General features: G+C 64.7%; 21 protein-coding genes and 1 pseudogene. 6 read left to right on the top strand and 16 right to left on the bottom strand.

All coding sequences use genetic code 11. From position 1 onward, the window contains the following. Window positions 1–30: 30 nt before the first annotated feature. The 5 genes from ald (at window position 31) to tssA (ending at window position 6,309) form a co-directional block, all read left to right on the top strand. Window positions 31–1,101, top strand: a complete 1,071-nt coding sequence (gene ald / locus WCE37_RS03845; RefSeq protein ID WP_343278218.1) for an alanine dehydrogenase — start codon at window positions 31–33, stop codon at window positions 1,099–1,101. A 116-nt stretch (window positions 1,102–1,217) separates the two neighbouring features. Continuing rightward, window positions 1,218–3,518, top strand: a complete 2,301-nt coding sequence (locus tag WCE37_RS03840) for a DNA translocase FtsK 4TM domain-containing protein (protein ID WP_343278655.1) — start codon at window positions 1,218–1,220, stop codon at window positions 3,516–3,518. 204 nt (window positions 3,519–3,722) lie between these two features. Beyond that, window positions 3,723–4,352 (top strand): outer membrane lipoprotein chaperone LolA, encoded by a 630-nt coding sequence (gene lolA, locus WCE37_RS03835; RefSeq protein WP_343278217.1) that lies wholly within the window; start codon window positions 3,723–3,725, stop codon window positions 4,350–4,352. A 76-nt stretch (window positions 4,353–4,428) separates the two neighbouring features. Continuing rightward, the gene (locus WCE37_RS03830) at window positions 4,429–5,187 is read left to right on the top strand and encodes a hypothetical protein (RefSeq protein WP_343278216.1); all 759 of its coding nucleotides are present in this window, start codon (window positions 4,429–4,431) and stop codon (window positions 5,185–5,187) included. Window positions 5,188–5,244: 57 nt separating this feature from the next. Continuing rightward, window positions 5,245–6,309 carry a type VI secretion system protein TssA gene (tssA, locus tag WCE37_RS03825; protein WP_343278215.1) on the top strand — a complete coding sequence of 355 codons (1,065 nt, stop codon included), beginning with the start codon at window positions 5,245–5,247 and terminating at the stop codon, window positions 6,307–6,309. 45 nt (window positions 6,310–6,354) lie between these two features. Here the strand turns inward: tssA and WCE37_RS03820 are convergent, their stop codons facing one another. The 6 genes from WCE37_RS03820 to WCE37_RS03795 form a co-directional block, all read right to left on the bottom strand. Beyond that, window positions 6,355–7,140, bottom strand: a complete 786-nt coding sequence (locus tag WCE37_RS03820; protein ID WP_343278214.1) for an OmpA family protein — start codon at window positions 7,138–7,140, stop codon at window positions 6,355–6,357. Between the two features lie 2 nt (window positions 7,141–7,142). Then, window positions 7,143–8,123: a type VI secretion system-associated protein TagF gene (gene tagF, locus WCE37_RS03815; RefSeq protein WP_343278213.1), complete on the bottom strand. Its 981-nt coding sequence runs from the start codon at window positions 8,121–8,123 to the stop codon at window positions 7,143–7,145. After that, the gene (gene tssM / locus WCE37_RS03810; RefSeq protein WP_343278212.1) at window positions 8,120–11,899 is read right to left on the bottom strand and encodes a type VI secretion system membrane subunit TssM; all 3,780 of its coding nucleotides are present in this window, start codon (window positions 11,897–11,899) and stop codon (window positions 8,120–8,122) included. The genes tagF and tssM overlap by 4 nt, the downstream gene beginning before the upstream one ends. Further along, window positions 11,896–13,371: a hypothetical protein gene (locus WCE37_RS03805; protein ID WP_343278211.1), complete on the bottom strand. Its 1,476-nt coding sequence runs from the start codon at window positions 13,369–13,371 to the stop codon at window positions 11,896–11,898. The genes tssM and WCE37_RS03805 overlap by 4 nt, the downstream gene beginning before the upstream one ends. 28 nt (window positions 13,372–13,399) lie before the next feature. After that, entirely contained in the window at window positions 13,400–13,660 is a 261-nt protein-coding gene (locus WCE37_RS03800) for a PAAR domain-containing protein (RefSeq protein WP_343278210.1), read from the bottom strand. Between the two features lie 63 nt (window positions 13,661–13,723). Further along, window positions 13,724–14,548, bottom strand: coding sequence for a M15 family metallopeptidase (locus WCE37_RS03795; RefSeq protein WP_343278209.1), 825 nt, complete (start codon window positions 14,546–14,548; stop codon window positions 13,724–13,726). A gap of 116 nt (window positions 14,549–14,664) precedes the next feature. Here WCE37_RS03795 and WCE37_RS03790 point away from each other — a divergent pair, with 116 nt between their 5' ends. Continuing rightward, entirely contained in the window at window positions 14,665–15,471 is an 807-nt protein-coding gene (locus tag WCE37_RS03790; protein WP_343278208.1) for a hypothetical protein, read from the top strand. Window positions 15,472–15,570: 99 nt separating this feature from the next. Here the strand turns inward: WCE37_RS03790 and WCE37_RS03785 are convergent, their stop codons facing one another. The 10 genes and pseudogenes from WCE37_RS03785 to WCE37_RS03740 form a co-directional block, all read right to left on the bottom strand. Continuing rightward, window positions 15,571–16,110 carry an integrase core domain-containing protein gene (locus WCE37_RS03785; protein ID WP_343278207.1) on the bottom strand — a complete coding sequence of 180 codons (540 nt, stop codon included), beginning with the start codon at window positions 16,108–16,110 and terminating at the stop codon, window positions 15,571–15,573. Window positions 16,111–16,141: 31 nt separating this feature from the next. Next, window positions 16,142–16,387, bottom strand: a complete 246-nt coding sequence (locus WCE37_RS03780) for a hypothetical protein (protein ID WP_343278206.1) — start codon at window positions 16,385–16,387, stop codon at window positions 16,142–16,144. Further along, window positions 16,387–16,557, bottom strand: a pseudogene (locus WCE37_RS03775) (DUF1153 domain-containing protein); the annotation flags it as partial. The pseudogene WCE37_RS03775 and the gene WCE37_RS03780, both read right to left, overlap by 1 nt. 104 nt (window positions 16,558–16,661) lie before the next feature. Beyond that, entirely contained in the window at window positions 16,662–17,210 is a 549-nt protein-coding gene (locus tag WCE37_RS03770; RefSeq protein ID WP_343278205.1) for a lysozyme inhibitor LprI family protein, read from the bottom strand. An 8-nt stretch (window positions 17,211–17,218) separates the two neighbouring features. Further along, window positions 17,219–19,999 (bottom strand): calcium-binding protein, encoded by a 2,781-nt coding sequence (locus WCE37_RS03765; protein WP_343278204.1) that lies wholly within the window; start codon window positions 19,997–19,999, stop codon window positions 17,219–17,221. A 20-nt stretch (window positions 20,000–20,019) separates the two neighbouring features. Next, a complete protein-coding gene (locus tag WCE37_RS03760; RefSeq protein ID WP_343278203.1) occupies window positions 20,020–21,519 on the bottom strand; it encodes a DUF2345 domain-containing protein in 1,500 nt (499 codons plus the stop codon). Next, window positions 21,467–21,883 carry a contractile injection system protein, VgrG/Pvc8 family gene (locus tag WCE37_RS03755; protein ID WP_343278654.1) on the bottom strand — a complete coding sequence of 139 codons (417 nt, stop codon included), beginning with the start codon at window positions 21,881–21,883 and terminating at the stop codon, window positions 21,467–21,469. The genes WCE37_RS03760 and WCE37_RS03755 overlap by 53 nt, the downstream gene beginning before the upstream one ends. A 690-nt stretch (window positions 21,884–22,573) precedes the next feature. Beyond that, entirely contained in the window at window positions 22,574–23,020 is a 447-nt protein-coding gene (locus tag WCE37_RS03750) for a hypothetical protein (RefSeq protein WP_343278202.1), read from the bottom strand. Between the two features lie 12 nt (window positions 23,021–23,032). Beyond that, window positions 23,033–24,127, bottom strand: coding sequence for an Imm71 family immunity protein (locus WCE37_RS03745; protein WP_343278201.1), 1,095 nt, complete (start codon window positions 24,125–24,127; stop codon window positions 23,033–23,035). Beyond that, window positions 24,124–25,695: a hypothetical protein gene (locus tag WCE37_RS03740; protein ID WP_343278200.1), complete on the bottom strand. Its 1,572-nt coding sequence runs from the start codon at window positions 25,693–25,695 to the stop codon at window positions 24,124–24,126. The genes WCE37_RS03745 and WCE37_RS03740 overlap by 4 nt, the downstream gene beginning before the upstream one ends. Between the last annotated feature and the right edge of the window lie 2 nt (window positions 25,696–25,697).

Below are 25,697 nucleotides of genomic sequence, written 5' to 3'. Positions count from 1 at the left end.
TTTTTTGTGCATCACTCCAGAGGGCGGCAGATGCGTATCGGCGTTCCCAAGGAAACAAAGACCCTGGAGGGCCGCGTCGCGCTCGTCCCCGCGGCAGCGGGCGATCTGGTGGAGCGTGGCCATGAAGTCTGGCTGGAAAAAAATGCCGGGGTGAAGTCCGGTTTCGCCGATGCCGACTACGCGGCACTGGGCGTCAACATCGCCCCCGACGCCGCCGCGCTGTATGAAAAGGGCGAGATGATCGTCAAGGTCAAGGAGCCGATCGCCGGCGACCTCGAGCACCTGCGCCGCGACCACCTGCTGTTCTGCTACCTGCACCTGGCGGCCGAGCCGGCGCTGACCCGCAGCCTGCTCGACATCGGCCTGACCGCCGTCGCCTTCGAGACCGTGGAGCTTCCCAACGGCGACCTGCCGCTGCTGGCGCCGATGTCGATCGTCGCCGGCCGCATTGGCGTGCAGGTCGGCACGCACCTCCTGCACCAGCCGGAAGGCGGCAAGGGCAAGCTGCTCGGGGGACTGCCTTCGACCGATCGCGGCAAGGTCGTGGTGTTCGGGGCCGGCAAGGCGGGCGGTGCGTCAGCCGCCCTGGCCGCCGCCGGCGGCGCCAACGTCACCGTGTTCGAGATGCGCACCGACCGCATGGACGAAATGATGCGCCTGGGCGCCAACGTCACCGCGCTGTATCCCTACCAGGACGTGGTCGCGCGCGAGGTGGCTTCGGCCGATCTGGTAATCGGCGCCGTGCTGGTGGCCGGGGCCAGGGCGCCCAAGGTGCTGACCCGCCAGATGCTCAAGACAATGGAGCCGGGCAGCGTGCTGGTCGACATCGCGATCGACCAGGGCGGCTGCTTCGAGACTTCGCGGCCGACCACCTGGACGGAGCCGACCTACGTCGAAGAGGGCGTGACCCACTTCTGCGTGACCAACATGCCCGGCGCCGTGCCACGGACGTCCTCGCAGGCGATCTGCGCCACCATCCTGCCCTGGGTGAACCGGCTGGCCGCCGGTGGCGACTGGACGTCCGACCCGGCGCTCGCGCGCGGTATCAACGTCGCCGGGGGCCAATTGGTCCATCCCGCCCTGCTGGGCATGGCTGTTTGACCTGCAATGTGATTAAAATCATCTCATTGCGGGAACTTCTTAAGGCCTGATCACACGTGGCAGCACGCCCGGCATCCGAACGCGGCACCCGGCGCCAGCGCAAGACGGCGCCGCGGGTGGCCGCCTCGGCACCCAATCCGCGCCGGCAAAAGCTGCTGCGCGACATCGCGCTGATCGCGATCGCGCCGCTGCTGGTGTACCTGATGGTGTGCCTGGCGACGTATTCGCCGTCCGATCCGGGCTGGAGCAATGCGGGCAGCCTGACCGCGCCGCTGAACAACGCCGGCGGCCGGGTCGGCGCCTGGACCGCCGACGTGCTGCTGGGCCTGTTCGGCCACGTCGCGTTCGTGCTGCCGCTGATCCTCGGCGCCGTGGCCTGGATCGCGCTCTTCGGCATGGATACCGATGGCGATGGCGAGGCCGACCTCGGCCCGGCGCTGCGGCTTGTGGGCATCGTCGGCTTCATCGTGTCGTCGACCGGGCTGCTGTACCTGCGCATCGGCGCCGTGGAGGGCTACTCGGCCGGCAGCGGGGGCATCCTCGGGCGCCTGGTCGGCAACTCGCTGTACTCGGCGTTCGGGCCGGTGGGCGGCAACCTGTTCCTGCTGGCGCTGCTGCTGGTGTCGGTGACCCTGGCCACGGGCCTGTCCTGGTTCAGGGTGATGGACGTCATCGGTCACTGGGTCTTGCGGCTGCCGGAGCTGTTCCGCCGCGGCAGCAAGCAGGCCAGCGAGTGGCAGGAAGCGCGCGCCCACCGCGAGGAGCGCACCGAGGTCCGCAAGATCGACACCGAGCTCCGGGCCAAGCGCGGCAAGGTGCGGATTGAGCCGCCGCCGGCGCCGGTGGTCGAGAAAAGCGAGCGCGCCAAGCGCGAGCAGCAGATCCCGCTGTTCAACGTCGCCGACGGCAGCGGCATCCCGCCGCTGGCCCTGCTAGACGATCCCAGGCCGCAGCCCAAGGGCTACGACGACGACACCCTGGAAACCCTGTCGCGGCAGATCGAGTTCAAGCTCAAGGACTTCCGCATCGACGCCCAGGTGGTCGGCGCCTATCCCGGGCCGGTCATCACGCGCTTCGAGATCGAACCCGCGGCGGGCATCAAGGTCAGCCAGATCAGCTCGCTGGACAAGGACATCGCTCGCGGCCTTTCGGTGAAGTCGGTGCGCGTGGTCGACGTGATCCCGGGCAAGTCGGTGATCGGCCTGGAAACGCCCAACACGCACCGCGAGATGATCTACCTGTCCGAACTCCTGCGCTCGAAGGAATACGACAAGGCGGCCAGTCCGCTGACGCTGGCGCTGGGCAAGGACATCGCCGGCCGGCCCACCGTCGCCGACCTGGCGCGGATGCCGCACCTGCTGGTCGCCGGCACTACCGGTTCGGGCAAGTCGGTGGCGGTCAACGCCATGGTCCTGAGCCTGTTGTACAAGGCCTCCGCAAAGGAACTGCGGATGCTGATGATCGACCCGAAGATGCTGGAGCTCAGCGTCTACCAGGGCATCCCGCACCTGCTGGCGCCGGTGGTCACCGACATGAAGGAGGCAGCCAACGGCCTGCGCTGGTGCGTGGCCGAGATGGAGCGCCGCTACAAGCTGATGAGCGCGGTCGGCGTTCGCAACCTGGCCGGCTTCAACAAGAAGGTGCGCGACGCGCAAGAGGCAGGCCAGCCGCTGCTGGATCCGCTGTTCAAGGCCAACCCCGAACTCGACGAAGTCGCGCAGCCGCTGGAGACGCTGCCCTTCATCGTGATCTTCATCGACGAATTCGCCGACATGATGATGATCGTCGGCAAGAAGGTGGAAGAGCTGATCGCGCGCCTGGCGCAGAAGGCGCGTGCCGCCGGCATCCACCTGATCCTGGCCACGCAGCGGCCGTCCGTGGACGTCATTACCGGCCTGATCAAGGCCAACATCCCGACCCGCATCGCGTTCCAGGTGTCGTCGAAGATCGATTCGCGCACCATCCTCGACCAGAGCGGCGCCGAAGCGCTCTTGGGCAACGGCGACATGCTCTACCTGCCGCCGGGCACCGCGCTGCCCGAGCGGGTCCACGGCGCCTTTGTTTCCGACGAGGAAGTGCATCGCGTGGTCGAGAACCTGAAGCAGTCCGGCGGCGGCCCGGACTACATCGCCGGCGTGCTGGAAGAGGTGCAGACCATGGGCGACGGCGTCGTGGTCGGTGCCACCGGCCTGCCTGAATCCAGCAGCAGCGGCGACGAGAGCGACCCGCTCTACGACGAGGCCGTGCGCGTGGTCACCGAAACCCGGCGCGCGTCGATCTCGGGCGTGCAGCGCAGGCTCAAGATCGGCTACAACCGCGCCGCGCGGCTGGTCGAGGCGATGGAAGCCGCGGGCGTGGTCACGCCGCCGGAGCACAATGGCGACCGCAGCGTGCTGGCGCCGCCGCCGCCGCAGTAGCTCTTCGACTCGTGGGGGCCGCTATAGCGGCGATCGCGGCCATGGCCGCTCCCACAATGGGAACTCGCGACCCACAGCCAAGCCGGCTCCACCATGGAAACTCGCGAGCATGGCCATACTCCTTCCCACATTGGAACTCGCGTGATCCCGCATTCAGCCTGCGCGAGCGACACTTCGCAACGCATTTCCCGGATGGAGCCACCTATGACCCGCATGCGCTACTGGCTGGCCGCACTGGCCCTGCTGTCCACCATCGCCGGCACCGCCTACGCGGGCGCCCGCGACGATCTCGCTGCGTTCAGCACCGGCCTCAAGGGGCTCGACGGGCAGTTTGAACAGAAGCTCTACGACCTTGATGGTCGCCTGAAGGAAACCTCCAGCGGCCGCGTCGCGCTGTCGGCGCCGCGCCTGTTCCGCTGGGAGTACGCCACGCCCTACGAGCAGTTGATCGTGGCCGATGGCGAGAAGGTCTGGGTCTACGATCCCGATCTCGAGCAGGTGACCGTGCGCGCGCAGGGGCCGGAAGAGCAGAACAGCCCGTTGGCGGCGCTGGTCGATCCCGCGAAGCTGGAGCGCGACTTCAACGTCCGCGAAGGCGCCGAGTCCGAAGGCCTCTCCTGGCTGCAGCTGTCGCCGCGCGATGCCGACCAGGCCAGCTTCAGCAGCGCCCGCCTGGGCTTCAAGGGTGCGTCGCTTGTGCGCATGGAAGTGGTCGATACCCTGGGCCAGCGCACCGAGGTCACGTTCAGCGGCTGGAAGCGGAACCCTGCCTTCGATCGCGGGACCTTCCGGTTCGTCGCGCCGGCTGGCGTGGACGTGGTCGGCGAGGGCTGAGTTTTCGGGGCCGGTGCTTGCGCGCCGGCCCCGAATGCTGCCCGCGGAGACCTGAAAGGTGCCCATGGTGTCCCCGTTGGCGCCGTTCCTGCGTTCTCAGGAACATAAGCGCAACGGGACACCCTCCATGCCGGCAGTCCGCCGCGCCAAACTGCTGCTCCTGGCCATACTTTCCGTGGCCGCGCCGTGTGCATCCGCGCAGGCAGGGGAGGACGCGGCTGTGCGGGCTGCCGACACCATTCCCATGCCTTCGCCGGTGGACGAGCAGGTCTTGGCGGCCGTTGCCGCGGTGCTGGTCGCCACACTTGGCGATGAGTTCGGCGACAGCATGCTGGAGCTGACGCTCGGGGAAGCCCGGCTCGCGGTCGCGGGCCCGCGCGACCACGTCGTGCACGGCGTAGGCGAGCTTCGATTCAGCGGCGGCGACGACACCTGGCTCGCCTTCCGTTATCGGACCCGCTACGACCCCCTGTTCGTCAGCGCCGGCTATCCGGAAATCGACCTGGGAGCGGATGGCGAGGGTGCCGGTGAACGCTTCGTCCCCAACGACGCCGCTCTGCTGGGCGAATTGGAAGCGCGCATGGCCGGCGAGCTCGAGTCACTGCCCGGAGCCGCGCGCGTGTTCGTGCAGCTCGACGATATCAGCAGCATGCAGTCGGGCAGCCGCTTCCTCCACATCGAGGCCAGCGGCATTGCCGACTTCGGGCCCGATGGCAGCACCGTCGCAAACGTCGAGGCGCTCTACGACCTGCACGCCGGCGCCTGGCTGCGCATCAACCACACGTTGGAGAACGCCGCCGCTGCGCGGACAGACGAGCCGCTGGCGGGTTACTGAGTTGCCGGGCAGGTTGGGCACGCTAGAATCGCCCGACAACCAGTTCAGGAAGACACCATGACCATGCCGGAAGCAGGGGAACTGCTGGCACCGATTTCAGAAGACAACCCGTGCGGCGAGGACATGGCGTTCTCCATCGAGTACGACCGGATCCAGGAGGCCAGGCGCGGGGACGATCCGACCCTGGACCAGGGCGAATGGGTCACCGACCTCAAGGTCGCCGACTGGCCCGCCGTGTACCGTGACACGACCGGGCTGCTGGGCAAGCGCACAAAGGACCTGCAGCTTGCCGTGTGGTTCTCCGAGGCGTCGGTTCGCCTCCACGGCTTCCAGGGCCTGGCGCAGGGGTATCGCGTCATGGCCGGGCTGTGTGAACGCTATTGGGACGCGCTGTATCCGGAGGTCGAGGATGACGATTACGAGCAGCGCATCGGCAACTTCAGCTGGCTGCTGTCGCACTCGGTCCAGTGGATCAAGGACATTCCCCTGACGCAGGGGCAGCAGGGGAGCTTCAGCCAGATCCAGTTCGATACCGCGCGGATCAGGCAGAACAGTCCGGATGAACACGCTGCCGCGATCGATGGCCTGCCACCGCTGGAGGTGATGGAGGCGGCGCGGCGCGCGACTTCGCGCGAGTTCTACGCACAGCTGGTCGACGCGGTGCCCGATTGCGAAGCCGCGCTCAAGGAGCTGGAGCTTGTCGTCGATGCGCGGCTGGGCAGCGATGGCCCGAGCTTCGGCGCGGTGCGCGACCAGCTCGCGTATTCGCGAGGCCTGGTCATGCGCTATGCAAGGGACGCCGGAGTCCTGTTCGACGGCGATATCGAGCTGGAGCATGGCGACGAACCGCAGGCGCAGGAAACGGCTGCGCCGGCGGGGCAGGGCACCGGGCTGTCCTCGCAGATCGGTTCACGCCGGGAGGCCCTGGCCCAGCTGCGCCGCGTGGCGGAATTCTTCCGCCGCACGGAGCCGCACAGCCCGGTCGCCTATCTTGCCGAGAAGGCGGCGCGTTGGGGCGAAATGCCGCTCCACGTGTGGCTGAAGCGGGTGATCAAGGACGATTCAACCCTCGCCCAGGTTGAAGAACTCCTGGACGTCGACGAAGGCGCGCGCGACGAATAAGATCGTCGCCGGAACAAGCTCCCGCGCCCGGGCGCGGGAGGCGGTCTACTGGAGGACCGTGAATTGGATCCTGCGATTGCGGGCTCGGCCATCCGGCGTGGCGTTGTCGGCGACGGGCTCGTCCGGCCCACGGCCAAGGACGCTGAGGCCCGAGGTCGGCACGCCCTTCTCACTGAAGTACTCGAGCACGCGCTCCGCACGCGCGAGGCTCAGGCCCAGGTTGCTCTGGCGCTGCCCAACATTGTCGGTGTGGCCAATGATCTGTACCCGCGCATTGCCGACATTCTTCATCGGGCCGACAAGCTCGTCCAGAATCCGCTGGCCGGCGGGGGTGAGCCGGTCGCTTCCGCTTTCGAATTCGATGATCCGGTCGGCCAGCACCTCGTCGATCAGGTTCTGCGGCGAATCCCCGACCACCAGGCCGTCGGCATTCACGGCGTAGGATGAGTTCAAGGAAGTCAGCAGCTGGCTGGCCACCTGCTGTCGCTGCAGCTCGTTGACCACGGTGCCCTTGATGGTGACGCTGTTGCCGTTGACATCGAGCTCGCCCCTGGTGACCTGCTTGAGCTTGGGGTCCACCAGTTTCGCGACGTTCTCGCTCCAGTTGGGCGGCGCAACCACGGTGCCGATCAGGACCCTGTCCACCACGCGTTCGGCGCCATAGACCTCACGCACCTTGGCGAGCACGGCTGCCTTGCTCGCTTCGTCGGGTACCACGCCTTCGACCACGATGGGCGGAAGGTCCGTGCCCCCGGCCTGGGCCAGTACGGCGTGCGGGACCAGGAAGCCGATGGCCAGGATGCCCGTGGCGATGGCGATGGCGGTTCGCATGTTCATGCTCCAAGGAACGTTTCGCGGAAAACCTGCCGCGCGGACCGCAGCGACAGATCGCTGCGGTCGAGGTAGCTGGCCAGCTTGTTGAGGGCGTAATCGCCCTGCAGTTGGTCCTCGACCCAATCCGCGGCGTCGACGTTGATCAGGCGTTCGGCCCCCACCCGGGGATCGATCGCGCTGTGCAGGATCCGGCCATCGGCGCCGTTGAAACCGATGATCAAGCGTGGCTTGTCGCCCTCGTTGATGATCAGTGCAAGCTCGACGTCGGCACGCGCCAGGAAGCCGGAGACCAGGTCCAGCCAGAACGCGGCCGCAAGGGGGCGATACAGTGGATCTCGTGGCAGGGGCAGCGACAGGCCCTTGTCGATGGGCATGGCGGCGCCGCCCAGGGCCGGCTGCAGCAGCAGTCCCAGTGCCGGCAGCGCCCATTTCAGCGAGACCTGGCCGTGACCGGCATCGGCCAGCGCGCCTTCCAGCGAGTCCAGCACCTGCATGTCCAGGTAGTCCTGGAAGGTCGCGTCATATGCGGCAGGAGTCGGGTTGAGCGAGAAGCGGGTTTCCGCGATCTGGCGTAGCGGATCGGTCGGGTCCTCCGCGGCCACTGCCGCACGCACCATGCGGGCCAGCGACACCCACAGTCGGGAGAATGCCAGCGGGCTGCGCGCGACGAAGTCCAGCGAAGGCGGGACCTGCAGGTGCGTGGCTGCGATGAACGGAAACCGGCGCTCCGAGGTGTCGCGGCTCGGCTGCAGGTGGCCCGCGATCACCAGCTTGCTGCGCGGGCCCAGGAACGCGAAGTGCAGGGACTGTGCGGCTTCATAGGACTGCTTCCATGCAACGTCATGGCTCAGCAGCTCCAGGCCACTGCCGACCCAGCGGTCGAGCAGGTTCATCAGCTGGTGGTTGTCCGGCGTGCGCACGAAATCGCCACGCGATGGCAGCTTGCCGAAATAACTGACCGGGATCGCCACCTCGTTCATCGCTGCACCTCCGGCTGCGGGCTGCCAACGGATGGCTGGGCGGCCGGTGCTGCCTTGGCCGGCGTAACCGTTGCGGGCAGGCGCAGTCCGCGCATGCTGTTGGTGGTGAGCCCGGCCGAACTTCCTCCGCTGTTCGACTGGACGGGCGCCGCGATGATCTGGAGTTCGATGGTGATGGCAGGACTGCCCGCCGCTTGCCAGGTCAGCTGGTAGTGGCCGTCGCCGATGGTGCGTTGATCCGCGGCGTCGAAGAGCCTGCTCAGGCCCTCGTTGCCCGGCGCGTTCAGGAATTCCACCGACTGGCCGCTCGCGGTGATCGAGAAGACCCGTACGCCCGGCGTCCCCTGGCCCGGCCAGCGGAAGGTCTGCCACTGCGGCGGCGTGTTGCGGTAGCGAAGGACCTGGCCGTCGATCTCGATCGTGTATTCGTTGAGACCCGACACCGGCTGCGGCTTGATCTGGAAGGTCTGTTGCGCGCCGCTGCCGGAACCACCGGCGCTGGAGGCGACCTGGCCAAGCGGTGCCACCCAGGTGGGGTATCCAGCCAGGAACTCGGGCGACAGCGTGATCCCGATGTTTGCCCAGCGCGCCGGCTCCAGCGCGTTGCCGCGCCGGGTGACCAGGCTGCCGAGCGTGTCCTTGCTGAACTGGGCGACGTTGCCGTTGGGTCCGAACACCTGTTCGATGTCGGACTGCACGGCCTCTACCGAAGCGCCGGGAGTGAACGGGTAGCGCTGTCCGATGCCGCTCTCGAAGGGCTGGTAGACCTGCGCGGACCAGACATGGTTGAGCTCGGTCTCGGTGGGGCCGACCAGCGCGGCATAGGTCTGCGTCAACGGCCTCAGCAACAGGCTGCGCAATGATTGCCTCTGCGCGTCGTCGATGCCGTCGAGCATCTGCTCGTCAACCAGCTTCAGTGCTTCCGACAGCTCGGATCCCGACGCCAGCGTGTCCTGCATCAGCTTGCTCGCGCCGGCTTCCGTCGCGCCCCGTGTACGAATGCCGTTCAGTCGCGTCCGCACCCCGCCCAGTGCGTCGAAGTAGCTGCCGAGCATCGACGCACCGCCGTCACGCCCGGCCATCAAGCGCGCGAAACCTGCGAACTCGCTTCCCACGGGGCCTGCTGGCACGGGCTCCTGGCGACCGGTCTGCGGATCGAGTCGAACCGGGATCGAGGTCGGGTTGCGACGCATGATCACGCGCTCGAACCAGCCGGTGATGCCTTCGCGCGCCTTGCCCATGAGTTCGCTCTGGGCCTTCGGGTTGTCCCAGATGGTGTTCTCGTTGATCTGCGTCATCAGCTTGAGCAGCGGGGAATTCTTCGGATCCCCCAGGCTGTCCATCCGGGTCACCGCCGCGTCGAAGCTCGGGAACTCGGCGATTGCGACGTTGTCGACGAAGCGTCGCCATTCCCGCGCGTACTCGGTCTTGTACATACCGGTCAGCTCCTGGGCGATGTGCTCCGGGCTCCCGGCGATGGTCAGGTCGGTGGGCGCGCTGGTTTCCAGCACCCAGTCGGTGGTGCTGAGCTGGGTGTTGGCGGCCTCCTTGATCGCGTCCTCGACGTAGCCTTCCCATGCAGCGCGGGAGAAGGCGCCGGAGATCGCGTAATTGCCGGTGATCGCGCCCTTGTTGACGTCCTGGCCGACGAGATAGTCGACGGTGATCGTCGGGAAGCGGGTGGCTGCTCGGGTCTTGACGTCGTCGTACACGCGCTCGACGGCGGGCTTGCCCTTCATGATCTCGCGCAGCAGGTTGCGCGAGTCGTCGACAAGCGCGAACCTGGTTTCGATCTCCGGCCAGTCCGATGCGGACGACTGGGATACGTAGAACGTCATCAGTCGCTCCGCGTTGCGGACCATTTCCTCGCGCGTCATCTGGCCGCGGTTGGCTTCCAGCCAGCTGCGCCAGAACCGGGTCAGCTCCGAGGACAGGGCACTGGGTTCGACTCGCGCCCGGTCGCCAAGCATCAGATAGGCCTTCAGCGCGGCGTAGCCGTCATCGGGACGCGTGGCCGACGCCTCCTGGTAAAGCGTATCGGTGGCTTCCTGGGCGCCGTCTTCAGGGACATCCGCAGCCGGGCTCGAACTGCCGTTGGCGACGAAATCGCCGATGAAGCCTTCAAGCCGCCCGGTCACGGGCTGCAGCATGATCTGGCGCATGCCGTTGAAGTACTCGCGGCGGACCTTCTCCTCGATGCGCCCGCCCTGGTACAGGCCCAGGCCGAGCGACAGCGGCTTGTCCTTGCGGTATTGCTCGAGCTGTTCCAGGCGCTGTTGCAGGATCAGCAGTGCCTCGATCCGCGATTTCAGATCGACGCGGCCCTGCTGCACCTCCACCGCCTTCCCAAGGTCCGCGGTGACGTTGGAGGCGAACTGGCGGTTGGCCGTATACGACCAGGTCCAGCCGGCCAGGACCAGGGCCAGCACGGCGGCGGCGCCAAGGAACGCGACGTAACGCAGGCGCGTGCGACGCGGCGTGGAGTGCTGCTTGACCAGCTGCCGATCGGCGAAAACGACCTTGCGGAACAGTCCCTTCAGGAAGAAGCCGTCCTGCGAGCCATCCTCGGGCGGTGTTTCCTCTGCCGCGGGCGCCGGGCCGAGGTCGAACTGCCGGGAAATGCGCTCCGAGGCGCGATGGACCGATGCGCCTTCCTGGATCGCGCTGGTGAAGTAGAAGCCGCGGAATACCGGCTTGAACTGGTAGGGGTTCTCTTCGAACAGCGTCGCGATGAAGGTGCGCAGGGCGGGTTTGATCGCCGCGAACTCCAATGGCAGCGTCAGCAGCGCCGGCCCGGAGTCCTGGCCGCGGCGCATGCCAAGCTGGGACAGCGCGACTTCCTTCAGGCCGTCGGAGAGGATGTCGAAATGCGTGTCGAACGAGACGAGTGCGTCGGCCGTTCCACCGGTTTCATAGGGCAGCGTGGCACCCCAGCCGTTCTCACGCTCCGCGGGATCGAGCGTGCTGAAGAACTCGGAGAACCCGGCGATCAGGTCGGCCTTGGTGAACACCACGTACACCGGCGCGAATACCTCCAGGCGCTCTGTCAGCTCCTGCACGCGCTGACGCAGGTTCTTGGCCAGCTCGATCGCGAACTCTGGCTTGCTGCCGGTGAGTTCGGCGATGCTCGCGGCAATGATCACGCCGTTGATGGGGGCCATCGGCCGGTTGGCGCGCAGCAGGTCGAGGAAGGTCAGCCAGTCCAGCCGGTCCTCGACGCTGACGGTGTAGCGGCCGGCGGTATCGAGCACGATGCCTTCGGTGGTGAAGTACCAGTCGCAATTGCGGGTGCCGCCGATGCCGTGGATGACGTTGCTGCGGCTGTCCTCGAACGGAAACTGCAGCCCGGAATTGAGCACCGCCGTGCTCTTGCCGGCTGCGGGATTGCCGATGATCACGTACCAGGGCAGTTCGTAGAGCGCGGCGGTGCCGCGGGCCTGGCCCAGGCGCGAAGTCTTGATCGCCTTGACCGCCTCGAGCATCTTTTCGCGCAGCACCTCCGTGTCCGCGCGGCTGGCCGGCTTGGCATGCGCCAGGGCGGTGTCCGCCTGGTCGCGCATCATGTCGTCAAGCTTGTTCGCGGCCCGGCGCGTACGGATCCTGCGGATTCCCCAGACCAGCAGCCAGACCAGCGTGATCACGACACCGGCGACCAGCAGCCAGAAGCCCACCTGCTTCATGCCGTCGACGCCGAGGAAGAGGGTGGCTCCGGCGAGCAGCAGCCCGAGCGCCGTGATCGTTCGATAGTCGGTGAGGAAATAGCGGAGTCTGCTCATGTTGCCTGCGGGTTGCTGGAGGATTCGGCCGTCTCATCGGCAGCCGGGGATTCAGGGGGAGACACAAGGGCGATGGTGCGCTGGTCGGGTTCCGCAACCGCCACTGCAAGCACGGGCTGGTCATTTGCCGCCGCTCGTTCGGCGGCCAATGCAATCAGGGAAAGCGGGGACACGATGCCCGCATGGCCACAGCTGCTCCCCGTGGCCATGCAGTCGCTCTCGGGATCCAGGTGCTCAAGGGCCCGATCCATGAATCCGGCAACGGCGGTCGCGCGCGACTTGCGCAGGTCGGCATCGCTGACCATTGCCTTCACTTCATCGCTGGTCGCGCCCGGTGCGCGCGCGAGAACCTGCCCGAAAAGGTCTTCCATTTGCTGGACTGCCGTGCGCGGTTGCCAGGACACGCCCTGGCGCATGGTGGCGTGCGCGCGGAGCACGGCCTTCGGCGGCAGCGCGAACCCGCCGTCCGCGTCGGCTGCAAGCAGCAGGACGCCGGCCGCGCCTTCACCGGGCACGATGCCTTCGCTGCGCATGGCCGAAAGCAGCTGCCCCGCCTGGTCCAGCCGCTGGACGCTGCGTTCCCCGAGCTGGGAGTGGCATGCCAGTACGAGATGCAGGACCGGCGCGGGGGAGGGCGGGGAGGATGGCAATGCGATCTTCGAAAGGTGGCGCCAGACCTCGTCGCTACCAGAGGCCGGGATGACCTCAGCAACCAACTGTCCGGCGAGGATGCCGGCAGCGCGTGCTTCTTCCACGAACCAGGCCACCGCCAGTTCCCGGATCGCGGAAGGCCAATCCGAAGGAAGGAGGATGCTGGCCTGCAGCCTGGCGGGAGGCGGGGCCGTCGAGCGTCCTCCGCTGACCGAGGGGAGTGGCGCAGCAAGCCAGTCTTCTGCGACCACCTCGGCGAGCAGGTCCTGCGTGACGGGCAGCATCAGGCCGAAGGCGCGGAGTTGCTCTTCGGGGAGGCGGCGAATATCGGCGTCTTTGCCGCCGGCGGCTTCAAACGCCTGCATCACCGCATCGGTGTCGACGTCGTCGATCCAGCTGGCGAACACCGGATAACCGGACCCGTCCTTGAGTTTCTGATGCAGCTGCGGGGCCGCAGGCGTTCCAATCGCCCCGAGCACGCTCGCGACGTCGCTGCCCGCGGGCAGTTGCATTGCACTGGCCAGGATGCCGACAGGCGTGGCGGGCTCGCCTGCGGGGGCGTCCCCACCCGTCGCTGCGTCGTCGCCTGCAGCGTCCAAGGAGTCAGCCTGCGCGTTGGAGGCCTTGCTGCGGGCGTTCGCAAGGCCGTGCTTGAGCAGCGCCAGGACCGCGAACGTACCCAGCGGCAGGACGCCGAGGTACAGCACCAGGGCACGGACATCGGGACGTACGCCCACGATCTTCCAGTAGCCGATGACGACCACCCAGACCACCAGGGCGGTCAGCAACAGCCACATGAGAAAGCGCAGAAGTCTGCTCATCATCCGTTGATCAGGAACCCGTGGCCGTTCAACGGATGCCGGTGGTGGCCTGGCTGGGCATCAACGATGCGCCGCATGCGGTGGTGTCCCCGGAGCGCGCGACGGCCATGCCATCGATGACCAGCGTCGGATCGCCGCTGGCGATCGTGGTTGGGCCGTGCTTCGAACAGACGCAGGCGTCGCCGACGCGGGCGATTGAACGCCCGGCGACATCACTCTGCACGGAAGCGGACGTGACCGTGCCACCGTGGCTGAGCGCGTCTCCAAGCAAGATAAAAGGGCGTGACATGATGTTCTCCCGAATCCCTGGATCGACATCGTCGATGAACGACGGGTAACGATAGCAGAGCGGCTATCGCTTCATCACGCCTTCACGTCTCAGTTCCACATGCATCAGGTCCTTGATGCTGGACCAGTCGCCGCCCCAGACCAGCCCGGCCTCCCTGGCGACTTGCCCATACAACTGGTAACCCCGCATCGCCCAGGGGTCGCGCTCGGTGATCACCAGCTTGCCGTCGCGCATGAAGGCGCTGTCGGCGGCCAGGCCGTACTGGTGCCAGCTCCGCCCGCCCCGTGCCCGGGTCACGTGCTGGCCACGCGCCGCCAGCTGGTCCTGCCGGGCTGGGCTGCGGTAGCCCTCCACCAGCACCATTTCGTATCCGTGCTGCTCCCGCATGACCTGGTAGATCGCAAGCAGCCGCTGGGTGAACTCCGCATCCAGCTGATCCCACTTGCGGTCCGCGGTCGCCGTCATCGGCCGGACCTCCTCGACTTCTGCGGTCATGAACACTTCCGGAGGCGGCGGGGAAGGAGGCACCAGTCGCTCGCCACGAAGGAGTTCCTCGAGCTTTACGCTGGCCACCGGCCTGGCGACGCCTTCGAATCCGTCCAGGATCACCTCGCGCCGGAACAGCAGCACCAGCAGTGGCGGCAGCGCGATGACGAGCAGCCCTGCCAACAGCAGGTGACGATACGTCTGGAAGATTTCCGCAAGGTGCGAAGGTTGGTCACGTTGCGATTTGCGAGCCAGGCGGTGCTGCACCGAGCCGCTGATATGCCTGGCCCGGCCGCCGGCTGCGCGCAGTCGAGCAAGGAGCCACGCAAGCAGCCGCTCCCGCACGTCGGCGAAGTATGCAAGCCATGCCAGCAGGCATGCGAATGCGAAGAACAGGGCCATCCATAGCGCGATCACTGGGTCGTCTGGTCTCGTCCGTGGACCGGAGTGGTCTTGCGGGAGGGATGAAGTATGCTTGGCGAATATACAGCCCGGCCATGGAAAGAACAGGCACGCCCGTGGACAGCAAGGATCGCAAACCAGCCCGCCCCAGTCTTTTCGAATCCGGCCCCGCGCCTGGAGGACAGGAGGGCGCGCGCGCGGCCGGCGGCAGGCTCGACGTGGAGCTCGCGGGGCAGGGGAGTCAACAGCAACCTTGGCCGCGGTTCTTGCCGTGGGTATTGGCCGCCGGCCTGGCCGCCATCGGGATCGCGGGCTGGGCGGCACTGTCCGATCGCGGTTCGGCCGAGTCGATGCAGGTCGCCCATGCGCCCCTGTCACCGTCAGGCGTCGTGGACCGATCATCCACGGCCGTGCTCGTGGATGGAGGGACCGCGCACGGCGGGCAGCCCTCGACGGATGACCCGCTGTCCAACATCGGCGCGAATGCCGAAGCAGGCGAGGCGGGAACCGACCTCGCAAGCCGGCTCGGGCTCAACACCGAAGCTGCGCCGGCAACAACGGCAAGCCGGGGTGGCACATCGGCAAGCGCCAGGCGGACCGCGCGTCCGCGCGCGCAAACAGCGGACGAGAAGGCGGACCTGCTTGCCGTCCTGATGGCGAACATCCGCGAACAGCCTGACAAGGCCCACGCTGGCGGCACCGGCCCGCAAACCCTGGATGAGCTGGTCGCGCAATTGAGCAAGGCGCCATCGGCGGAGCCTGGATCCTCGGCCAGCAGCGAAGTCGCCGTGGCCAACCAGAGTTCGGCAAACCTGCAGAGGCAGTTGCGGTCCTGCCCCGCGGCCAATACCACGGCCGGCATTCGCTGTCGGCAGAAGCTGTGCGCGAAGCATCGTGGCGATCCTGCCTGCCCGATGCAGTGAGTGGCGCCTCCGTCAGGGAAGCCGCGGCGTTGGCGTGAAGTTGAGTTCGGTGCGGGCTCAGTCCGTGACTGTGTAATGACCCAGCGGTTTCTGCTCAGGTCAGGCCGCTAAATCATATGCCTCAGCGGGTGTCTTCATGCCCAGTGCCTGGTGCGGGCGCCGGTGGTTGTAGAACTGGCTCCAGTCGCCGATCACCCGACTGGCGTGCTGCTGGCTTTCGAAGCGGTGTCGATGTGCGCACTGTTCCTTCAACGTGCGGATGACCTGCTCCACCATTCCGTTCTGCTGCGGGCAGTGCGGGGTGATGAACTCCTGCTTCAAGCCGTAGCTGCGCACCAGTCGTGTGTAGTCGCGACTGGTGAACACCAGGCCGTTGTCGGAGCGCAGCAGGAACGGTGTTTGCACCCGTCCCAAGGTCCCGAACCGCGCGATCAACGCCTGATCCAGCGCGGCGGTTGCGGTGCTGGCCTTGCCGCTGCGCGACAGGTGCCAGCCAAGCAGTTGCCGGGTGTAGCAATCGATCACCAGGGCCAAGGTCAGCCAGTTGTCGCGGCCACCCCAGATCCGGCACAGGTGCGTCGCCCACCGCTCGCCAGGCGCTTGCGCGACCGACGGCAACGCCTGGATCCGTGGCGGCATCCGACCGCCCGCCTCCTTACCTGCCAGCCCTTCAGCTGGAAGATTCGCTGCACCGTGTCTTGTTCATCTCCAGCAGCGCCGCGACCGTCCGATAGCCGAACGATGGCTCTTCCTCAATCATCGCCTTGATCGGCTCGGCCAACTCGGGCCGGATCTTCGGCGGCGTCTTCGTCGGGTGGTAGTACATGCTCCGTCGTGCCACCCCAAACCACCGGCACAGCTTCACCATCGAGACCTCAAAGCCATCGTCCCGCAGTTCCTGCTGGATCGAGACCATCAGGTCTCGTCCTTACCCAACAGGGACACCAATTTTTTTCGAGCGCGCAACTCCAGCATGGCCTCGCCGTAGGCTTCCTGCAGGTCCTTGAGCTGGCGCTCGTATTGATCACGAACGTCCTCGGGCTTGGCCCGCAGCGCGTTCTCCATGCCGCGCTTCCCCTCATCGACGTTGCTCATCGCTTCTGCCACTTCTGCGGATTGACGTCATATTGGTCGGGGGCTAATCAGGACGTTTATTTCTCGATCGTTTGGACGGTGTCGCAGCGGACCTTCTAGTTGCTGCCTCTTTGTGCGGCAAGCCTGGCCATGCAGATCTCAAAATTCTCCGAACTGATCAGCTCAGTAAAACGACAATTTTGATCGGCATAATCTTGCCAGCCACCTTCTTCGTTGATATACCGATCTCTTAGTTTTGAAAGCATTTCAGAGCGTGAAAATCCTAATGTTTGCAGTGAGAGAACGAAATTATAGAACTCGTCATTTATAGTACTGCCACCAATTCTATTTATTTCTCGCACCCGATCATCTGTCGCCTTCCACAAGCAAATATATTTCTCTATTGGCGCTTCCTGCCCTGGAGAAATTGATTCATAGACGATATCGCAGTGTCTTTCTTTGAAAGATATCCAAGCCCGTTGAGTTTCGATGAACTGTTTTCTCTGCTTGGCTGAGATCGTCGAAAGTTTTTTCTGGTAGACCGCATTCAGCTGAGAATCTGAGATTTTGTAGCGTGACTCAATGCATTCAGATATTTCCTGATTGGTGACTCCATCGCAATTACGAAATACCTCTTCCGCGTTGGCCGTGGAAGGGGCTAACATGACAAGAATTATTCCCAGCAATCGCATTTCAGGCCCCTCTCAAAAAATTCGGCTTCTTTGTCTCTCCGTGTAAGCAATCCGCCTTGCCCGGTGTTTTCCCATAGACGTTTCATAGATCTGATGCGCTCCCGAATTTTTTCCGGAGTATTATTGTCAAAATCTTCCTTGATCTGTTTCATCTCTAATCTGGATGCCTCGCTCGGCTTGGTAAACGAGTTGCCGCGATTGATTACAAGCGAAAGCAAAGCTCCTTGGCAATGAGGGTGGAAATCGACAGCCTTTGGGTAAACTTCGACCACTTGCTCGGCATAGCGTCTCTTCATTCTGAGGGCGAGCGTCATTGCATCACCTTTTGAGATTGAGTAGTCTGAGACGGTCGAGAGAGAATCTCTTGCGGACTGCTGTGTTTTTCCAAGAACCGCTACAAGGCCGTCAATTTGCTCTGCAGTATAAAGTCCTTGGAGATCAATCCTAACAACGAATTCGGTTTGGTGGCCTAGGTCATAACCATAGCCGATGGTGATTCCGCTCGCAGACTTGCCACTTGGGACATACGGAAACTCTTCGTATTTTTCGACGCCAAGAATGTACTCAAATGATTCTTTTGAAACCCTGAATGGTCCGGGTGACGTCTGAAGCTCGAAGTAGTCAACCTTACAGCTTTCGGGGCACGAATCTGAGAAGTTCTCGACTAACCCTATAGGGTGTAGATGATGCGCTCTGAGCTCCGTCGGGAACCCGCTCTTGCCTTTGACGTCGTCCCAGAACTGCAGTTCCCGGATCCGGCCCTTTTCCTTCTCCCAGTCTTCCTTGCGCGGCTCCGGGATCAGTTCATCGATCGCGTCCCAACGATCCATCGGACCTGCCCATTCGCTGTGATGCATGATCGCCAACCGCGAGAGGGCCTGCGCCAGCCAAGGCTTGCCGAGCGCGCTGCGCAACTCCATCGGAGTGATCCCGTCCTTTCCGTCCGCATCGATCGCCTTGCACAGTGCGTCGAACAGCGGGCCTTTTTCCGCGCTTTGGCTCAGGGTTTCCATCTTGTCCCGTTCGCTCGCCTGCGCCTGGCGGGTCTGCGTGAGCATGCGGCCGTACAGGTCTTTGGGCTGCAATGAGCCAGTGTCCATCAGCACGAAGCCGGGCCATGCCCAAGGCGAACACAGAACGACGTTCGGATGATCCTTTTCCCGGACCCAGCCTTGCAGGGTTCCCGTTGTGCCGCCTCCGGCGTCCGCCAGGAGCCAGCGCGTACCGTCCGCGTCCTTGGCGGTCGCCTCGACTGATTTGATTGCAACGACGCGGGAGTGCTCGGTCGCTTCCCCGGCCGCGTTGGCGACCGTCAGGGGGAATTCCGACCAGACGCGAGCGGGGCCTTGGACCATGTCGGACGCGTTCGCTGCGTTCCTGTCCAGCCAAATGTCACCGGCCGCCGGAGTCAGTACCTTGCGCTGGCTGTAGGCGCCTTGATCGGCGTTGGGCAGGGCGTTGTATTGCTCCAGGGTCAATTCGTTGCCGTTGCTTGGGTTGACTGCCGTGATGAAGATGCTGCCGTTGGGATAGGTGCGGGTCGCCATTGTGATGACACCCAACGTTGTCCTTTCGACTGTCTGGAGGGTGCCACGCCGACCTTTCACCCAGCGGTCAGAAGTATCGCCGTCCGTGAAGGCAGCGGCCTCACCGGCAGGCAGGTCGACATCCGCTTCGGCGGGTTGAACGAACCGGGCCCCCGGCTTGATGTGCAGCAACGTCTTTTGCTTTGCGTCCAGTTGCACGTCGCGCGCCCGGCTCTTCTCGATGAAGTCCTCGAGGTCTTCCCCAGTGAAGATGTCAAGCTGCACCAGTGGCCGATCCGTGCAGGTCGTGGCGAGCGGGTTCATGTCGCTGTAGCGCTGATATTGGCCGGGATGGCCCATCAGATCGCCTGCCTTGATTTCGACAGGCTTTGCCAGCACGACAACCGTGCCCTTGGCGCTGGGCGTGGTGATCGGGTCCAGCTCTGGAAGATAGGCGCGCCCCGTATGCTGTCCGGAAGGAATGGTGTCGCCCGAGGTAATGCTTGCGATCTCGTGGAAGCCGGAACGCCCCGCGACGGCGGCCCCCAGCTTCAGGCGCGTGCCGCGCGGAAGGATTGCGATCGCCACATGGCTGCTGTCACGGACCCGCAGGCCGGTTTGGCCGGGAGCCAGCGCCTCCTCCTTGTCCTTGGCTTTCTCGCCAACCACATATTCCTTGTCGCCATCCCAGAAGCCCGGCCGCTTGAGCTTGACGTCGGCTTCGTACGCCTTCCAGTTTCGCAGATGCATGTACAGGCTGTAGAACACCAGGGAGGGTTCCGCCTGCGTCTGCGCGGTCGTGCCTGATGTGTTGTTGGCGCCGGCCCGGCCGTTCTGGTTGCTCTGGCCGGCTGGAGGTGCCAGGGGAAGTTGCAGCCGGTGTCGCACCAGCGAGAACCCCCGGGAATACGTTGCAGCGGCACAGGTTGTGTACTCGACGGTGGGGTACGCCTCATCGATGCGATAGGCAATGACCTCGCCATCCGCGATGCAGCGAATGCCGCCGTCCTGCGCCAGTGCGGTACCGGTTTCCGCCCCGAAATGGACACCGCCATGCCATTGGCCGTTGTAGCCGATGGGATAGAAGCCGTCCTGCGCTTGCGACAGGGCCTTGAAGTAGTCGTCGGCGTCCTTGACTTCGACTTGCTTGGGTTGCGCGGGATCGCTGGCGTCCGTTTTCGGGAACGGATAGACGATCTTGCGCAGCGGTTTTGGATCCTTGGGTGCGTCGGCCATGCGTCTTCCTTGATCGTTGGTCAGCCGGAGAAATCGAGCATGCGGTCGGGCTGGATTTTGACCACGCCATCGGGCAGCGACATCCGGACGTCTCCGCTGCTTCCGCCGCGGAACGGATGCTGGCTGGCCTTGACCGTGAAGGTCCCCGGGCACTCGAACGTGATGTTCGCGCCTTCAAGCGTCACCCGCGTCTGCCCGGCCTGCAGCACGATCTTGTCCTTGGCGAGTACGTCGATGCGCTCGTCGGTGGCGGTGACCGTCACCGACTGGTCTGCCAGCAGTTCCAGTTCCCCTGTGTGCGCCTGCAGGCTGACCGGACCGTTGGCGGCAATCACGCGCAGGTCACCAGCCTGGGCGAGCAGGGCGCCGTGCCTGCCTGACACAGCCGCGAACGTCTGTCCCGCGGCCACATGCGCATCGTCCTGGCTGGTCAGGTGCAGGTTGCCACCGGCATAGGCCAGCGCGCTGGCCGGAGTCGTCCACGCGATGCGGTCAGGGCCTTCGGCCACCAGCACCGGCTCGGCAAAGCGCTCCACCGGCGTTTCGCCTTCGCGGCTGTCGGAGCCGGGCTTCACTGCCGGCTGGCCGTTTACAGCGCCTTCGTGTCGACCTTGCTCCTGCGGATCGATCACCTCACGCAGTGCGGTCTGCATTTCGTTGGCCATCAGCCCTGGCACCTGCTGCTGGGTGGCCGTTTCATGCAGCGCCTGCGCCGTACGCTCGGCGCCCTTGAACTGGGCCACGGCCTCGGCGATGTCGAGCTGCGTCGATGCCGCGTCATTCCGCGCTGTCGTCGACAGCAGCAATCCCTGCGGTGCGTGCACATTGCCCCAGCCGCCGGTCGCCAGCTCGAAGCCCTGTCCGCGCAGCCCGCCGCGCTGGCCGTCGCCGTGCTGGATCAGGTAACCCAGCTCAAGGCGGCTGTCGGCCAGCGTGGTGTGCAGGCGCGAACGCAGCTGGCCGGTGGCGTCGTCCATCACCCACTGCTGGCCGTGGGCCTGCGAGTGCAGCCCGCTGAGCGTGCCCGGGTGGTTGCTGGCATCGGCCAGTGCGAAGGGTGGGGCGACTTCACCGTTGTACAACTGGCCGGTGATCCGCGGCTGGTCCAGGTCGCCGTGCAGGAACTCGACCAGCACCTCGGCGCCGATGCGCGGCAGGAAGTGCGAGCCCCAGTTGGGGCCGGCCAGCCACTCGGCTACCGGCACCCAGGTGCCGGGCGTGGCGTCGCCCGGAGCGTGGCCGGCGGGGAACGCGGTCGAGCCGGTGTCCGAGAGGCCACCCGCATTAGGCTGCGCGCCACGCTGCCACGCGAATTGGATCCGCACCTGGTGCTCGCGGGTGGGGGTGACTGCGGCATCGGGCAGGCCGACGACGCGCGCCGTCTGCGGACCGTGGCTGCGCACCGGCGGCCGTTCCAACGGCACGATTGTCGTGCCCATCGGCACCGCGACGAAACGATTTCGGTAGTCATGGCGTTCGGCCTCGTCGCCCAGGCCCAGGCGGCCCAGCAGCTCGGCCATGCCGCCCTCGAAGTTGTTGCAGGCACTGTGCTCGACCGCCAGCACCACGAAGGCTTGGCCGCCGTGGCCTTTCGTGTCGGGTCAGCGTGAACGCCGATCCGGGCGCCAGCACGCGGGCACTGCCGGCACCGGCCTGCAGCTGGCGCGCCACGCGCAATGCGTCGAGCTGCAGGTCGGCCTGCAGCTGCGCCTGGGCGGTGTTGGTGAAGCGCCCCGAACGCGGTTCGGTGAAGACCTCCAGCGGCGGCAGGCCCGTCGCATCGGCTTCGGCCTGCGCCGCCAGGGCGGCGACCTGTTCGGTCTGCCAACTGCTGATCGCACGTGCCGTGGGCGTGGTCTGCAGACGGTCGCGGAAGACGCTGATCGCGTCGCCGGACTCGGTGGCGTCGAGGCGGTGGAAGCGGACCGGGCCGAGCAGCAGGTAAAGGTGGTAGACCTCAGGGAATCAACGGGCGAGCGCGGACCGAATAGATGCATAGTCCTTGTAGGGAAAAGAAATCTTTACACCTTCTCGTGTGCCATCGAGGCCAGATCCGAGTTTGCTTTCGATATCTTTCGCTCTCTCGAGAATCGGCTCTTCCGTCTTGTTAGAAAGGCTGCGATATACATATATTTTATACAGCGTACCTTCTGTGCCAATCGCGGGATGACTGATAGGCCAAGACGCTATTATAAAAAGTTCGCGCTTGCGATCCTTGTCCGCATCAAGAGTAAAAGCAGACTCTATGTTGCCGGCTCTGCCCTCCGGTTCGATGGTCTCGAGGTGTATCGTCTTTACATCATCGTGAGATCGATAAGAAAGATATACCTCGACCGTAGGGTCTTCGTCGGATCGAGGGATGTAAAAAAACTGTATGAGGGATCGGCTGAAAGGAAAATCTATCTCAAGCGTAGGTGCAGCCAGAACTGGAGGATGGTTGGCGTGATTACCCGTTACCGCATGCGATGCCGACACCGCGAGAAGGGCAAGCATCAATGTAAGTTGAGAGATTGTATTATTCACTGTAGAGAGTCCTCATCTACTGGGGTGAATACACCTGAGATCCAGATGCTATTAAAGTGGGTCCGCCTTGCAGCGTAACTGTTTGTAAGGCCCCTCCAGGCGCAGGCCCAGCGGCTGGCCGAGCAGCGGCGCAAGGTCCAGCTCGGCCGACGACGACAGCACGGCGATCTCGAAGCGGAAACCCTCACACACCGCCTCGCGGCCCGAGAAGCGTTCGACGATCGCCTCGGAGGCGAGCTGGCCCAAGACCGCAGGCGGGTCACCGCCGGGTGCCTCGAGCAAACGGATGGTGCGCTGTCCTGGCGAAAGCCGGGCCAGCGATGCGAGTGCTTCCTGCCACTGCTGTGCAACGTCCATGTTCGAACCTCGAAATACGCCATTGGCGTCGGTCCAGCGCGCGTCACCGCCGGGACCTTCGATCCGTTGGGCCAGCCGACACTCGGACGACAGTTTTGCCAGCGATACCGAGGCTTCTTGCCACGGCTGAGCGACATCCATATTCCGGTCGGATCAACGCCGATCTGCGAGTGTCCAAAGGATGGAGCGCCCGTCACGGAAGGGCAGCGTCTGGCCGGTTTGAAGCTCGATGGCCCCAGCCAAATCGTCCTCGGGCAACCAGCGGCCTGAATGGGGTGCCGAGTGCCCGCTTCTGGCGGTTACAAGCGGATTGCTCTTGATCGAACTGAGCGCGACCTCAGCTGCCCGGGTCGGCGTGAAGGATACCGGCTGCAGGAAGCGATACTCGCACTCTTCGTTGGGGACGGCGCCGTCTTCATAGCGGTTGTCTCGCCACAGTAGGCGCCAGGTAACATCGGCGTGGTGGAGTTCTTCGCTATCGCCTGTTCTTTGTGTGGCGCGTGGTGCGGCGGAACCGCCATGCAGATAGTTCATGCAGCCGATGATGGGAAACGGGCCGCGCGGAGGCGGATGCTTGAACAGGCTGAAGCCCTTGGGCTTTGGGACTTCAACCGGCTCCCATATCCCCGAAAACGGGAGGGTCTTTCCGGTGCAAATTAGAACATCCTCGGCAGGGTCAGGAACATCGGGAAGTGACGTTGGAAAGGGTAGCTTTGGCATGCTTTCTTGCTGCCAGATGCCGTAAAAGTTTGGTGCAGGTGCATCGAGTCTTTCTTTTTCTAGAATAAATACTGCGCACTCGCCTGATATTGCATTGAACTCTTTCAGTGTTTGCTCAAAATCGTCCCAGTGGGGCGTGTTTTCGTAATCGGTCTGCATCTCGCCGCGGCCCCAGATCATGGTGCCCCAATAGCGCGGTGCACGGCCCGCCATGACGAATTCGCCGTGGGCGTTGTACTGGAAAACACGCTTGTCGCCTTGGCGTAGGCGCTCTACTCCCTCCTCGAAATGAGCGAGGCCGTTCAGGATGAAAACATAGTCGTTATGCCGAATACTGGACTTGACTAGTACTCCGGTGTTGTCGGCGATGCGGACGCTCTTCTCCGCCACGTCTGCCCATGCTTTGTAGGAGGTGAGGATACGATTCCATGCAGTCCATGACGAAACCTGCTTGAGCCAGTAGAAGATTTGCTTGCGCTCATGGTCGTCCGGCTGCAGTACATCTTCGCGGGCGAGTGGGGCATTCATGGGGTGATTACAACCTCGTGGTGTTCTTTGCTGGCCTGTTCGCGTGCACCGAGGCGCGCAGTCTGTACCGTACCGGCGCTGGGTGGATGTAAGTACCCCCACACGCCGTTGGCGTCGGTCCAGCCGGTAGGTCTGATCTCGAAGGCGATGCCGCTTACCGGATCGGTCCATGTGGCGGGGCGGCCACTTGCTATGACGTCGTTAGCCAGAGTCTGCAACTGCGCGGATGACGCACGATCAAAGCGGAAGTTTGCCTGCGTGCCGCCGCCCGGAAGGTACTGGCCCGGCAGTTGTGTCCCTCCTTGTTCCGCAATCGCGCCGACAGCTGTTTTAGGTCCATTCCCACGTACCGTGCCGATGAGGATGTAGCCATCCCGGTTCCATTCATCTAGCACGGCAGCCTGCTCACGCCACTTTTTGGCGGTGCGTGGCGGCTCGCCTAGTCCCCACCAGGCACCACCGGGATTGCTGCCTCCGACATCCACACCATGGGTAGCACCGCCGGGACCGAACAGGCGATAGATCTTCTCTCCGTCCTTCAGTTCGCGGTTGACGATGCGACCGGAGTAGGCGGCAATGTCAGGCAGTGTGCCATTGTCCGAATATGCGGCCAGGTCCGGATAGCCTGATTCCGGTCGGTATCCACCCCAAGTTTCGGGCATGCCCTCAACCGCCTCGAGGCCTTGGAACCCGCCCCGGCTCGACCGAACAGGCAATGCGCCATTTTCAATGAGTCTAGCCTCGTCGGCACGGGTCACGGCGCGTTCGCCAGTGGCCACGCGATGCAGGGACTGGCGGCTGGTGGTTTCGCCGCCCGACCGAACGAACGCCTGCAACTCGCGCAACTGTTGGTCGAGTTCCTTGACCGCTCGGGGGATCATGCGGCTACCCATCGCCTGAAGCTCGGCGATGCCCTGACGTAGGGCGTCGATCCTGCGACCGAGGCCGATGGGCATCATGCGGCCCATCCTGTCCTTGATCTGCCGCAGGGCCATGGACATCGTGTTCATGAGCGCATTGAAGTGCCCGATGATGTCCGCTTGGTGATCGGCGAATTTCAGCTGCAAGAGCCAACGCTCGGCGTTGCCTAGGCCGATGCGGTTGAGGAACGCGGTGATCTCGCGCGCACCTTCGGCGAGGTGCGCCGCGCGAGCCGCGCCGGAGAGACCGGAGGCCGCCTTGACCACCTTGATCAGGATGCGTCCGACGCCTTTGACAACGCCACCCACCACCGGAATCAGGGCCACGACCAGCACGACCAGCAACACCCACTCCCAGGTGTCTTCCCGAGCTTCCGGGTCGTCGACCAGTCGGACGCTGACCGCGATGATGTCGCGCACAGCGGTCACGTCCCCGACGATCGGGATCATGCCGATGACGGCATCCACGATGATCTGCGAGAAGGATGCCTTCTCGTTGAACGCGCCCTGCACGGTGCCCCAGAGCCAGCCGCCCGCTTCGGCCGAAAGCGCACGGAACCTGCTCCAGCTCAGCCCGCCAGGCGCCTCTCCCGTGATAACGATTTCCGGCAACGTTCCCCCGTCATAGATGCGGTCATCGGGTGACATGC

This window comes from Luteimonas sp. MJ250 (assembly GCF_039548455.1).
Classification (GTDB): Bacteria; Pseudomonadota; Gammaproteobacteria; order Xanthomonadales; family Xanthomonadaceae; genus Luteimonas.
The sequence above is the reverse complement of the archived record's forward strand: the minus strand, read 5'-3'. Positions and strand labels throughout refer to the sequence as shown.